Annotated in this window: 9 protein-coding genes, 1 pseudogene and 1 CRISPR repeat array; of the genes and pseudogenes, 7 read left to right on the forward strand and 3 right to left on the reverse strand. The window is 44.1% G+C overall.

Annotated features, from left to right (window positions below):
- Positions 1 to 159: 159 nt before the first annotated feature.
- Both cas6 and C6P39_RS28550 read left to right on the forward strand, forming a co-directional pair.
- On the forward strand, positions 160 to 846 hold the full coding sequence (gene cas6 / locus C6P39_RS21415; RefSeq protein ID WP_242987099.1) for a CRISPR system precrRNA processing endoribonuclease RAMP protein Cas6: 687 nt from the start codon (positions 160 to 162) through the stop codon (positions 844 to 846).
- Between the two features lie 429 nt (positions 847 to 1,275).
- A CRISPR array of direct repeats spans positions 1,276 to 3,031; the repeat unit is 32 nt; unit sequence GTCACTTCCTACACGGAAGTGTGGATTGAAAT.
- 308 nt (positions 3,032 to 3,339) lie between these two features.
- A pseudogene (locus tag C6P39_RS28550) lies at positions 3,340 to 3,882 on the forward strand (thioester domain-containing protein); the annotation flags it as partial.
- A gap of 607 nt (positions 3,883 to 4,489) precedes the next feature.
- On the opposite strand, the gene C6P39_RS28015 reads toward C6P39_RS28550, so the two are convergent.
- Positions 4,490 to 5,164, reverse strand: a complete 675-nt coding sequence (locus C6P39_RS28015; protein ID WP_242987230.1) for a hypothetical protein — start codon at positions 5,162 to 5,164, stop codon at positions 4,490 to 4,492.
- A 595-nt stretch (positions 5,165 to 5,759) separates the two neighbouring features.
- On the reverse strand, positions 5,760 to 6,122 hold the full coding sequence (locus C6P39_RS21425) for a winged helix-turn-helix transcriptional regulator (RefSeq protein ID WP_095175706.1): 363 nt from the start codon (positions 6,120 to 6,122) through the stop codon (positions 5,760 to 5,762).
- A gap of 181 nt (positions 6,123 to 6,303) precedes the next feature.
- Between C6P39_RS21425 and C6P39_RS21430 the strand changes: the two genes are divergently transcribed.
- Both C6P39_RS21430 and C6P39_RS21435 read left to right on the forward strand, forming a co-directional pair.
- Complete coding sequence (locus C6P39_RS21430) at positions 6,304 to 7,203, forward strand: radical SAM protein (protein ID WP_104805122.1); 900 nt, start codon at positions 6,304 to 6,306, stop codon at positions 7,201 to 7,203.
- A gap of 15 nt (positions 7,204 to 7,218) precedes the next feature.
- Positions 7,219 to 7,425, forward strand: coding sequence for a hypothetical protein (locus tag C6P39_RS21435; protein WP_104805123.1), 207 nt, complete (start codon positions 7,219 to 7,221; stop codon positions 7,423 to 7,425).
- A gap of 173 nt (positions 7,426 to 7,598) precedes the next feature.
- Here the strand turns inward: C6P39_RS21435 and C6P39_RS21440 are convergent, their stop codons facing one another.
- The gene (locus tag C6P39_RS21440) at positions 7,599 to 8,528 is read right to left on the reverse strand and encodes an alpha/beta fold hydrolase (RefSeq protein WP_104805124.1); all 930 of its coding nucleotides are present in this window, start codon (positions 8,526 to 8,528) and stop codon (positions 7,599 to 7,601) included.
- A gap of 337 nt (positions 8,529 to 8,865) precedes the next feature.
- Here C6P39_RS21440 and C6P39_RS21445 point away from each other — a divergent pair, with 337 nt between their 5' ends.
- From C6P39_RS21445 to C6P39_RS21455, 3 genes are read left to right on the forward strand one after another with little or no spacing between them, the layout of a single operon-like run.
- Positions 8,866 to 9,294 carry a hypothetical protein gene (locus C6P39_RS21445; RefSeq protein WP_104805125.1) on the forward strand — a complete coding sequence of 143 codons (429 nt, stop codon included), beginning with the start codon at positions 8,866 to 8,868 and terminating at the stop codon, positions 9,292 to 9,294.
- 28 nt (positions 9,295 to 9,322) lie between these two features.
- The gene (locus C6P39_RS21450; protein ID WP_104805126.1) at positions 9,323 to 10,618 is read left to right on the forward strand and encodes a vWA domain-containing protein; all 1,296 of its coding nucleotides are present in this window, start codon (positions 9,323 to 9,325) and stop codon (positions 10,616 to 10,618) included.
- Between the two features lie 45 nt (positions 10,619 to 10,663).
- Positions 10,664 to 12,205, forward strand: coding sequence for an AAA family ATPase (locus tag C6P39_RS21455; RefSeq protein ID WP_104805127.1), 1,542 nt, complete (start codon positions 10,664 to 10,666; stop codon positions 12,203 to 12,205).
- The last annotated feature ends 155 nt before the right edge of the window (positions 12,206 to 12,360 follow it).

The following is a 12,360-nucleotide window of genomic DNA, read 5'->3' on the forward strand; positions in this document are numbered from 1 at the left end:
CTTCCTTCTTATTTGGGTTCTACAATAAGAGGTATATTAGGACACTGCATCAGGGATTTTTGCTGTGACTATCCCGATAAGAGATGTTTTAAGTGTGTAAGAAAAGACACATGTCTCTATGTCAAGTGTTTCAGCAATACGGGTGGTGAAGCAGGCGCGGTGAATCCATATGTGTTATATGTACACGGGGAAGGCAGAGAGAGATGGAAAAAAGGGGATTTATGTGTTTTTGATCTTACATTGTTTGGGACAGGGGCAGAAAGAGCTGGAGTGTATTTGGATGCACTGCAGGCAGCAGAACAAAAAGGATGGGGTGCTGCAAGACTCACATTTCGCCTGAGACAGATAGTAGATGCAAATTCAGGCAAGGTGATTTTTGCCGGGGGGAAAAGCTGGATTCGTAATCTCTCACCTGGTCCACTGCAGATTAAAGAAAGAAATGTTTCTTATGCCAGCTTGTTTTTTGATACGCCTCTAAGGATTATTTCTGGAGAGAGATTATTTGACAGACTGCCCTTTGAAATGTTTATACAGTTTCTGATACGCAGAATATCACTGTTGACGAAAGCCCATATGGATTTTGAATTGGAGTGGAACAAGGAGGAGTTGCTGGAACAGGCCAGGGGAATTCAAACTTTAGATGAATATTGGAGGGAAATCCCTTTTTCCAGGTATTCCATGAATCAGAAAGATGGTAAACTGGAACTTACGTCCAAGACAGGATGGGTTCTATATGAAGGTGATTTATCGCAATTCGTGCCGATTCTGGAAGTGGGAAAATATCTGCGGGTTGGAAAAGGGGCAACAATTGGATTTGGACACTATGAAGTATTTTATGACAAATAGAGAAGAACATATATATGGCAAAGACAGTTGAGTCAGAAGCGATTAATATTAAGAGATAATAAAAAGGCTCACTGCTATTTCGTGGAAGTTGAGAGATTTATTGTTAATATAGTGTTAAAGGCTTCTGGTCCTTATCCGATGGGTACTATAGAGAAATCTTGTCAGGGTTGGGTGAACCGTGCTTGAGTGCGGTTGAGTTTTATACAGAGTTTCCGTATGATTAGAAGAAAATATATAGATAATTGTCAGGTGCGAATGTAGAGTGAACATGGATTATCAGGGGGATTCGCACCTGAAAAAAGGATGGAAATATAAAGATTGTATTATTTTAATGGAAATAACGTAAATCAGGATTGCAATTTGTGGAAAGAAGGGGTAGAATTTAGAAGAATGATACAATATATTTGGTTAAAATTGTATGATTTTGCTGTCACTTCCTACACGGAAGTGTGGATTGAAATAAACTATAAAAAACTTTTAAAGGACCACCAACTAAGTCACTTCCTACACGGAAGTGTGGATTGAAATCATCTGAGGATGAAATGGACGAATTGTTACGGCGGTCACTTCCTACACGGAAGTGTGGATTGAAATCATAAATCGTAAACTTCTCTAAATGTTATGTTATGTCACTTCCTACACGGAAGTGTGGATTGAAATATTACGTTCTGGCAGGTTCAGACGCTTTGTAAAAGTCACTTCCTACACGGAAGTGTGGATTGAAATCACTTTCTTGATGCTTATGGCCAGGAAACAATTAGTCACTTCCTACACGGAAGTGTGGATTGAAATATCATTGAGCGTGTAAAATAAAGGAGGAAATGAGTCACTTCCTACACGGAAGTGTGGATTGAAATTGCGAAAAACTGTATATCCATAGGCAGTAAACAAGTCACTTCCTACACGGAAGTGTGGATTGAAATCCTGAGGGCCTTGCTCCCCTTGTCTGCCCTGTTTAGTCACTTCCTACACGGAAGTGTGGATTGAAATCTGTTGGTTCGCAACTCCGGGTACACCACGAGAGTCACTTCCTACACGGAAGTGTGGATTGAAATTTATACGGTGTAACAGTACCCTGTATCTCGACTTGTCACTTCCTACACGGAAGTGTGGATTGAAATCGGAGGGGTGATAAAAGGACGCTTATCCTACTGGGTCACTTCCTACACGGAAGTGTGGATTGAAATACAGCGGACCTGTTTGGGGCAATGTGGAAGGCCAGTCACTTCCTACACGGAAGTGTGGATTGAAATTTATGTGAATCAGTCAGGCAGGTGTTATCCACTTGTCACTTCCTACACGGAAGTGTGGATTGAAATCACGAAATTCATCTACTGCCAACGGCGGGAACTGGTCACTTCCTACACGGAAGTGTGGATTGAAATTGTATTTTTATGTAATACTACCGGTCCCAGCCCCCGTCACTTCCTACACGGAAGTGTGGATTGAAATTGCTGATATCTTACTGCTGGAAGATATATTTGTGTCACTTCCTACACGGAAGTGTGGATTGAAATAAGCGTTTGCAACTTTGTTAAAATCTCAGACTTAGTCACTTCCTACACGGAAGTGTGGATTGAAATTTTCATGCCCACCTCTTTCTCCGGCGCTTAGCAAGTCACTTCCTACACGGAAGTGTGGATTGAAATTGCGATATAATGTGGATGAATCCTTACCGATAAGTCACTTCCTACACGGAAGTGTGGATTGAAATACTTTATCCAGTATGTTTGTGCACATGCTGGATACGTCACTTCCTACACGGAAGTGTGGATTGAAATCCTGGGCCGATACGCCTCCTCCTGCAGTCATGGGTCACTTCCTACACGGAAGTGTGGATTGAAATATCAACTGCCAGGGCGCGATTAAGATGATCGTTAATGTCACTTCCTACACGGAAGTGTGGATTGAAATGCTCCCTCATGCATCTGCATAAGATACGCTGTCAGGTCACTTCCTACACGGAAGTGTGGATTGAAATCCCGGTATCAAAATTAATATCATTCCATGTAAGGGCTATAGTCACTTCCTACACGGAAGTGTGGATTGAAATATTACAGTGAATTTCATTCAGAACTTCGATTATGGTCACTTCCTACACGGAAGTGTGGATTGAAATACCTCCTCCATCTCTGATTCTATCTGCCGTTTCCGTCACTTCCTACACGGAAGTGTGGATTGAAATCGGGATGATTTTGAGAAACGTATTTCAATGACAACAGCCAGGAATACTATACGAATATCACCGATTTTGGAGTAATTACTGTTGTTGCATTCAATAAGAATAGGTAACACCTATCCATAAAATATCTTGTCTATGTACATAACTTTCCCCTGTTTTAAGTGAAAACTGTAAGTGGATTTTAAAGTAAGACACTATAAAAGCTGTTTGAACCTCCAGATATGAGACAAACAAGCAAATCTTATATACCGGCATATATTAATTGTGTAATTATCTTCTTATTACAATCAAAAAGTAAGGAGGAATATTTCATGATTGATATAGAAGCATTAAGGGCGCTACGCCCTTTTATTATCTATACTGATAAAGATATCAGCGGTACCGCTGGTGGTAATCCAGGGGTGGAGAGTTATTGTGCGTTGGACTATACTTCCGCTTCACGATACCGTCTAAAAAGAGAGGATCACAACCAAATATTCCAATTCTTTGGAAATATTTTGGGTAGTACTAATAAACCGGTTTATTGTCTGGATAAATTCGCCGATGGACCTTATAATGATGTGCCTTATGAAAGTCGGCCGTTTGAAACATTGTTTCCGGCAGCTACAGAACGGCAGAAAGAGATGCTTGGTTGGATTTTGGCAAATACCTACCCTGCCATAAGTGCTGATGCCACATTTGAGTTGGCAGGGGTAGATGCTGCGGCCAGCCCGGTTCTTGACAAGAATGATGCTTATGCGGCAGTTCAGATTGCACTTTGGGTACTGCTTGGACAAATAGATCTTGATGAAGTGTATTTTTTGGATTGCACAAGCGGAGAGACGCATCCGAAATCTGACAGAATGCGTACTGCAGTTCTGGAAATTCTAAGACTTGCAGGAGAATATGTGGATTCAGAACCTGAACTACCGGTTTTATCACCTTTATCCAAACCTGGATGCTGCGGAGATAGGTCTGTGATGAACTGCTGCAATAGAAGCACGTTATCTGCAGAACGGGGAGCGCCCTACTTTGTATTTCAGGGATGTCCCGATGAAGTACGGACTGTATGCGGAAGACTTCTTATAGGTCCATTTCGTGTTTTGTCCAGTTTTTCAGGTCAGCCTAAGGTTACAGTTACACCATTCTGTAGTTGTGGAGAAGACTATTCTGTGACCTTTATGGATTTCTGCGGCAATCCAATTTCCAATCCTGTTATTGGACAGGAATTCTATCTTGCACTCCGCACATGCAGTAAATTTGTTTGTTTTACTGTGACAGCATCATTTTCAGGAACCATAACGCGTGTGGTTACAATGGAGGCACAAAGTACAGCACTAAATTATCAGCCTATAGGTACCTCATTTGATGATGTTCAGGTTAATTTGCAGGCTGAAGTCTGTGTATGTGTGGAATATCCAGTCCCGGACTGCTATACTTCGCAGGAAGAGCGGGGACTACAGGGACAGTTGGGAATCAATATCAATAACAACAATAACAACAATAACAACAACAATAATAACAACAACAATAATTTATCGAATATTTACAGTGGGGGAACAAATGGATATCCACTGTCATTTTCATGTATAATACCATGTTATCCGGGCTGGGGTCCTGGATTATATCCACCATATCCGCCGTGCCCATCGAAACCGTATCCACCATACCCACCATACCCGCCGTGTCAACCTGAATCATACCCCCCGGAGTTCCCATACCCACCATACCCGCCGAATCCATGCTCACCGAAGCCATGCCCGCCAGAGCCACCGTATCCGCCGTACCCGTGCTCATCGAAGCCATGCCCGCCAGAACCACCGTGTCCACCGGACCCATACCCACCATACCCATCATATCCGCCGTGTCCACCGGACCTATACCCACCGAAACCATACCCACCATACCCATACCCACCGAAACCATGCCCGCCAGAGCCGTCATGTCCGCCGAATCCGTGCCCACCGAAGCCATACCCACCATACCCGCCGTGTCCGCCGAATCCGTGCCCACCGAAACCATGCCCGCCAGAGCCGCCGTGTCCGCCGAACCCGTGCCCGCCAGAGCCGCCATGTCCACCGGAACCACCGTGCCCACCGAAACCATGCCCGCCAGAGCCGCCGTGTTCACCGGAACCACCGTGCTCGCCGAAGCCATGCCCACCAGAGCCACCGTGCCCGCCGAAGCCGTGTCCCCCATGCTCGTTATGTCCATCGAAGCCGTGTCTCCCATGCCCGCCGAAGTTATGTTCCACATGTCCTCCAAAACAGTCATGCCAGTCGGAACATTTCGGAAAACAAGAACACTACCGCCAGCCGTGCTCACCGAAAAATACACCTATGTGATAGAGGAATAGTGGAACAGCAGAAAATCACGTCCGGTAGTGCAGAATGAAATTTGTAATAGTAAATACAGAACGGTGGGATATAATTATGAAAAACCGAACAATCAAGAAGTGCATTTTTACAATCCCGTTCTGCGCCATCAGTAATATATCCTGGCATAAACGCGCTGGAGAAATTAGAATGAACCCCAGGGGATATTCCAAATAGTATTCAGTTAAGCCCCCACATCACTATAATGGTGGTGTAGGGGCTTTTAATAAAAGTAATAATTACAAATCGAAAGGAGTACAGAAAAGAAGCTGCCACAAAACCGTGATAGCTTCTTCCAAACCTCTTAACAAAATGCCATTCATTGGGAACATCCTTCTGGATTTTTTATAAACTGTAAAATAAGATAAATTGAGATTTTATTTATAAGGATTTTTATATTCAGGACATAGAAACCGTTCGCTCCATGTCATCATGGTCTGGAGTACAGGGATAAAACTTTCACCGAGTGCTGTCAATGCATACTCCACTTTTGGAGGAATTTCCTTATAGACTTCCCGGTGCAGAAAACCATCCTCTTCAAGTTCCCGGAGCTGTTTTGTGAGTGTAGACTGTGTGATGCCGTCAAGCCGGCGGCGCAGTTCACCAAAACGCTGTACTTTATAGAAGTATATATACCATAGAATCAGTATTTTCCATTTCCCTCCAATTACAGATTGCAGCTTACCCATAGGGATGCAGCGTGCAATGTTTTCTTCACTGCTGAATTTATTTTCAGACATCTGATCACCTCTTTTCTGAGAGTATATCCCAATTATCAGAGGAAATCAAGTAAGACTCTTTTTCATACATAGTATTAAAAAATGTACTATATACAAAAAAAGCCCGTACTTGTTTTTCTTAAGCGGTTTCAGTAAGTTAATAAAGAAAGATGCATTAAAACACAGAGAGGAGTCATTTATTATGCATTATACAGGAACCATCTGGAGGCCGCCTTATGAGGCACCTTCCCTTTTACTTGAAGTTACGGCAGGATGTACTCATCACAGGTGTAAGTTCTGTACACTATATGAAGAGCTTCCCTTCAAATTCCGCATGTCCTCTTTGGCAGATATAGAAGAGGATTTAATAGAATTGAAAGGGCAGTCAGAGTTATGGCCGGATTGCCATGGGAGGCGGGTCTTTTTGACTGGAGCCAATCCATTTGTTTTGAAATATGGCAGGCTGATGGAGATCGCTTCCCTGATTCACAGGTATCATCCCGCCATCGAAACGATAGGCTGTTTTGCCAGAGTTACAGATGTTACTGCAAAAACAGATAAAGAACTGTCAAATCTTCGGCTGGCAGGTTATGACGGGATTACCATTGGAATTGAAACCGGAGACGATGAGGCGCTTACTTTTATGGATAAAGGTTATTTAGCTTCTGATATTATTCGGCAGTGCAGCCGTCTGGATGAGGCAGGAATATCTTACAACTCCTTTTATCTTACCGGTATATCGGGAGCCGGGCGGGGGAACATTGGGGCAAAGGCGACTGCAGAGGTGTGCAATCAACTTCATCCGGTACGGATTGGAGCTAATATGCTGACCGTTTATTCCGAGTCCGGACTTTATCAGGAGATTCAGAAGGGTAATTGGAAAGAGGAGGGAGAGCTGGAAAAATACATGGAACTGCAGACGCTTGTAAAAAAACTCAAAATACCGGTCTATTTTGGTGCATTGGGGGCATCTAATGCATTTCAGTTACAGGGTATTTTGCCACGGGACAAAGAGAAACTGCTTTATAAATTGGATCGGATAACAGAGACGGTAAGTGAAGAAGAACTGCAGAGATACCGCAGAGATTTGCCGCATCTGTAAAGGGGGAAGAAAAGCATGCACTTTAGCGGAAGAACATGGCGGCCGCCGTATGAGCCGGACTACTGCATTATTGAACTGACGGCAGGATGTACTTATGGTAAATGCAGTTTTTGCAGCTTGTATCAGGATGAAGCGTTCCATTTGGCGAAGATGGATACATTTGAACAGGATCTGGAGGAATTAAAGTTATATCATCCGAATGCCAGAACTTTATTTCCGTAGACTCTTTCACAATATTTCCAGACGTAAGTCTGTATCATATGGCCGAATGCAGCCTTCTGTTTCTGCGGCAAGCCAGATAAAGTAAAAGAGAATCCACACAGAGCCCGTGGATCCTCTTTTTCAGATACAGTGAAAATGATATCAGATCTCGCATGTGAATAGGAAAAGTCCGGTCAAATGCCGATGACTCCATCCATAAATGCAATTATGCCGGCCTCGACTTCGTCCTTGATTTCACTATAATTATGTATCTCGTGGCGGTAGCCGGAGTAGACTTTGGTGGTCACATCATGCCCGGTTTCGCACAGCCAGTTTGAGACTTCATAGATGCCCTTTCCGTATTCCCCCACAGGGTCCTGATCACCGCCTATATTGTAAAATGGCAGGGCTACGGGAACCTTTTCAGCCCACTGTACGCCTTCAATTGCCATCATCATCTGAGTGAAATCATATAAAGAACGATTACTGGTAGGTCTGGTAAATGCGTCGAAAGGATCTTCCGCATGGTCACGCTGTACATATGGGTCGGAACAGATCCATTCATTTCCGATGGTAACATCATCACAGCGCTCACACATCCATCCCATCAGGGAACCTGTGAATTCCGGATCAGAATCATTTCCCATCCCATCGTCGATGGCTTTCTTTAAGAGCGCAGCAGCGTTGTCTGCTCCCCGAAAGATTCCTGTGGTACCGCAGATCGTAACACCTGCCAGGTCGTTTCCATAATTCGCCGCATAATCTCTGGCAATGAAAGAACCCATACTGTGACCGAAGATAAAATAGGGAAGGCCCGGATATTTACCGCAGACCAGTTCTCTGAGGGTGTGTTCATCTTCCATCATAGTGTGGAATCCTGTATCCCCCCAATCTCCCCATACATCGCTGACCATGGCTGTTTTTCCGTGCCCCACATGGTCATCAGCAGCTACAATGTAACCGGCATCCATGAATTTGACGATCATATGCAGATATCGTCTGGAATGCTCACCGAAACCATGGATAATCTGTACGATCCCTTTCGGTTTTGCGGCGGGGACATAAATCCACCCCTGTACCTGGTCGCGTTTGTTGTAAGATAAAAAACTTACTTCATGCAGCATAAATAACACCTCCGTTTTTGAAAAATATAGGACTCCATTTGGGGGGCGATTCCCCCGTTTTCCTGAATCTATAAGTTAATATTATAATTAAGTCAGACAATTTGCAAGCGAAAATAATTTGGCTATCCGCTGACACGTCCACAGAGGAGAGATATTGCGGAGCAGAAAAAGAATGCGGTTCCGGTTACCGCGTAAACAATCTTATTACCTATTTGTGCTAATTAATGATATACTGGATATGACAAAGATTGAGTGAAGAAAAATAGGACGGTACCAGGCTGCTTTTATACCACGGTGTAATTCCCGGATCAGATGTTTTAGTGGAAGGGGGACTGTTATGAGAGAAAAAAGTGACTTTCTAAAAGATATAGAGATCGCAGTACAAGGGCTGGAGAGACAAAAAAGAGAAAACCCTCAGGAGGAGGGGGAAAAGGTATACCGGAAATTCAAAGAGTCAGACAAGGAAGCCGTGCGCCTTGCTGCTGCGCTGCGTGGATTTTTCCTGAGGGAAGGTGTTTCGGAGACACAGAGAGAGGCTTTTGGCAATTATATCAAAGAGCAGATCCTGGCTGCATCGGAAGAACTGATCGAGGAGGAGGACGTAGAAAAGATCGCATACCTGGAAGGGTTGGGGTGGTTTGACAGAGAGCATCTCGATGCATTTATCCAGATAGCCAGAGCGCGTCAAAAGACAGCAGCCTTGGTTTGGCTTATGCATCTAAAAGATAAGAAATACGGGTATTCAGAAAAGAGTTTTCCTATATAAACTACGGAAAACGGATTGGTAAAGAAGAATGGAAGAGAATACAGAGGAATATAAAAAGGGCGAAGAGAACCGAAAAGCAAAACTGGGAGTTGAAATTTTGAAAAACTGCAGAAATGAACTCTACAGTTATTTTCCATATCTGGACGGCGCATTTGCCAGTGTTTCATATGAAAGCTGCAGGCACATCCGGGGAATCGGAACAGAAGGAAATATATTTTATTTTGAACCTGAATATCTGCTGCACAGCTATGGGCACAGCCCGGCAGCCATCCGCAGGGGGTATCTTCATATGATGCTTCACTGCCTTTATCTGCATTTGTTCCCAAAAGAAGAATACAGTAAGCATATCTGGGATCTTGCGTGTGATATGGCCGTGGAGCAGGTCATAGAGCGGGAAAATCTGCCGGGGCTGTGCCTGCCTGCCCAGCCGGTCAGAACACGATGTTTAAAAAAACTGGGAGACAGGAATCTGTCTGCAGAGAGGATCAGCCAAATGTTGATGCAGGGCATTTTTTCAGACAGCCTGGAAGAGATTCAGTCAGCCTTCTGCTTTGATGATCACAACCTGTGGGACAGGCGGAAGGAACCAGAGCGGATTGCCAGGACAAAGAGTAAGTGGGAAAAGATTCTGGCTTACACAGGACAGAAAAAACACGATAAAAAACAAAGAGCAGGAGAACAGGAAGGTGACGGCAGGGAGGAGACAGCGGAGGTGCACAGGAGTCGTTATGACTACAGAAGATTTCTGAAAAAATTCGCGGTCCCAAGGGAGGAAGTGGAACTGGATACAGAAAGTTTTGACTATATCATGTACCATTATGGGATGGAACATTATGGAGATATGCCTCTTATAGAACCGCTGGAATATAAAGAAGTAAATCGCCTGGAAGAACTGGTCATTGCCCTGGACACCTCAGGTTCCTGTTCCAGAGAAACCGTACAGCAGTTCCTTGCAGAGACATACAGCATTCTCAGTGAACGTGAAAATTTCTTTAAAAAGATGAAGGTTCATCTTGTCCAGTGTGACTGCAGCATACGGGAGAGTATTGTTATCCATTCAGAAGAGGAATGGAAAGCATACAGTAAAAATATTAAAATCCAGGGACGGGGCGGAACAGATTTTCGGCCTGTGTTTGCTTATGTGGCAGAACAGAAAGAAAAGAAAGAGATCAGAAATCTGAAAGCACTGATTTATTTTACAGACGGAGATGGAATTTATCCGAAATGCAGGCCGGATTACGAGACGGCATTTGTTTTTTTGAAAGGCGGAAACGGCATGGACAGGGTGCCGTGCTGGGCTATGAAGCTGGTAGTTTCCCATTGACAAAATATTCCCGGACATGATTCCATACCCTGCAAGGAGGAAAAAATGAACATCAAAGAGGCAAAGCTGGAAATCAGCAACACATTAAAATCCTACCATCAGAAAGACGACCGGGGCAATTACCTGTTTCCGCTGGTGAGACAGAGGCCCATACTGCTCATGGGGCCGCCGGGTATCGGTAAGACAGCCATTATGGAGCAGGTGGCAGAGGAGTGCAATGTGGGGCTGGTATCTTACACCATTACCCATCATACAAGGCAAAGCGCTGTGGGACTGCCGAATATAAAAAGTAAAACATATCAGGGACAGACCGTGAGCGTTACAGAATATACCCTCAGTGAGATTATAGCCTCAGTCTATGAGTGCATGGAGCGCACAGGGAAAAAGGAAGGGATTCTTTTCATTGATGAGATTAACTGTGTATCTGAAACCCTGGCACCCACTATGCTGCAGTTTCTGCAGAATAAAACTTTCGGAAGCCATAAAGTGCCGGAAGGGTGGCTGATCGCTGCTGCGGGCAATCCGCCGGAGTATAATAAATCTGTCCGGGAATTTGATATTGTCACACTGGACAGGGTGAGAAAAATAGATATTGATGTGGACTGCAGTGTCTGGATGGAATATGCCTGGTCACAGCAGATACACGCCGCTGTGCTCTCCTACCTGAATGTTAAAAAAGAGAATTTCTATCTCGTGGAAAATACTGTGGACGGCAAGTTTTTCGTGACGGCAAGAGGCTGGGAGGATTTGTCCGAGATCCTGAAAAGTTATGAACGGTTTCAGTTCCCGGTTACAGAGAAGCTGGTGGTCCAATATCTTCAAAAAGAGGAAATAGCCAGGGATTTTGCGGCTTACTATCAGCTTTACTGCAAATACGGAACAGATTATGCGGTTACGGAGATTGCAGCAGGCACATTGTCAAAAGCGGAATATGAGCGGCGGAGGGAAATGGCGCAGGTGGCTGGCTTTGAGGAAAGATTTACGGTAGTTGGTCTCCTTCTGGCTTATCTCAACCAGTCGTTCAGAACATATACGCATATTGACGGGAGGATCAGTACACTCTATGAAATATTAAAGTTATTCAAATGTTTTTTGGAAAATCAGGAAGATATTCAGTCGCTCACTGCCTTTACAGAGATAGAAAGAAGAGAACTGGAAACAGAAAAGACGGCAGAAAAGATAACCGTAGATCAGGCATCTGAACAGGAATGGGCTCTGGAACGCCTGGAATCTTACAGTCTTTCCCTGAAGGAGAACCATATTTTTGAGAAAACGGAAGGTATGGCCTGTGTCAGCGAATGGTTTCACCAGGATTTGGAGGAGAGACAAGATATCATAACAAAGATAAGTGCGGAGCTGGAACATACATTTCGGTTTGTAAAAGATTCTTTTGGTGAGGAACAGGAGATGGTGCTTTTTGTGACGGGATTGTCGAAAAACGAAAAGGCTATGGAATTTATCAGCAGTCATGGATGTGATACCTATTTTAAATACAGCGAGATCCTTCTCTACCGTGAAAAAGAGGATGAACTGAGAAGCGCCTGCCTTGAAATGACGGGGGAATCGGATCCACACCATGGCTCATGAATCCCAGCGCTGGCTGCCTCGGGATTTTCATGCTTTCAGCATGAAAATGCCTCCCGGTACAGTGGCCTGTGAACAGTAAACTTTTATTTCGCATTTTCTGTTTACACATGGGAAAGTCTGGTATATAATCAATTGTAACAGATGATGTTTACTGC

The organism is Blautia marasmi (genome assembly GCF_900258535.1).
GTDB lineage: Bacteria > Bacillota > Clostridia > Lachnospirales > Lachnospiraceae > Blautia > Blautia hominis.

Excerpts from the sequence above, each read along its gene's own strand:
- C6P39_RS21440 (WP_104805124.1), bottom strand. The coding sequence starts at position 8,528 with ATGCTGCATGAAGTAAGTTTTTTATCTTACAACAAACGCGACCAGGTA.
- C6P39_RS21430 (WP_104805122.1), top strand. The coding sequence starts at position 6,304 with ATGCATTATACAGGAACCATCTGGAGGCCGCCTTATGAGGCACCTTCC.
- C6P39_RS21455 (WP_104805127.1), top strand. The coding sequence starts at position 10,664 with ATGAACATCAAAGAGGCAAAGCTGGAAATCAGCAACACATTAAAATCC.
- C6P39_RS21445 (WP_104805125.1), top strand. The coding sequence starts at position 8,866 with ATGAGAGAAAAAAGTGACTTTCTAAAAGATATAGAGATCGCAGTACAA.
- C6P39_RS21435 (WP_104805123.1), top strand. The coding sequence starts at position 7,219 with ATGCACTTTAGCGGAAGAACATGGCGGCCGCCGTATGAGCCGGACTAC.
- C6P39_RS21425 (WP_095175706.1), bottom strand. The coding sequence starts at position 6,122 with ATGTCTGAAAATAAATTCAGCAGTGAAGAAAACATTGCACGCTGCATC.
- C6P39_RS21450 (WP_104805126.1), top strand. The coding sequence starts at position 9,323 with ATGGAAGAGAATACAGAGGAATATAAAAAGGGCGAAGAGAACCGAAAA.
- C6P39_RS28015 (WP_242987230.1), bottom strand. The coding sequence starts at position 5,164 with ATGGCTTCGGCGAGCACGGTGGTTCCGGTGAACACGGCGGCTCTGGCG.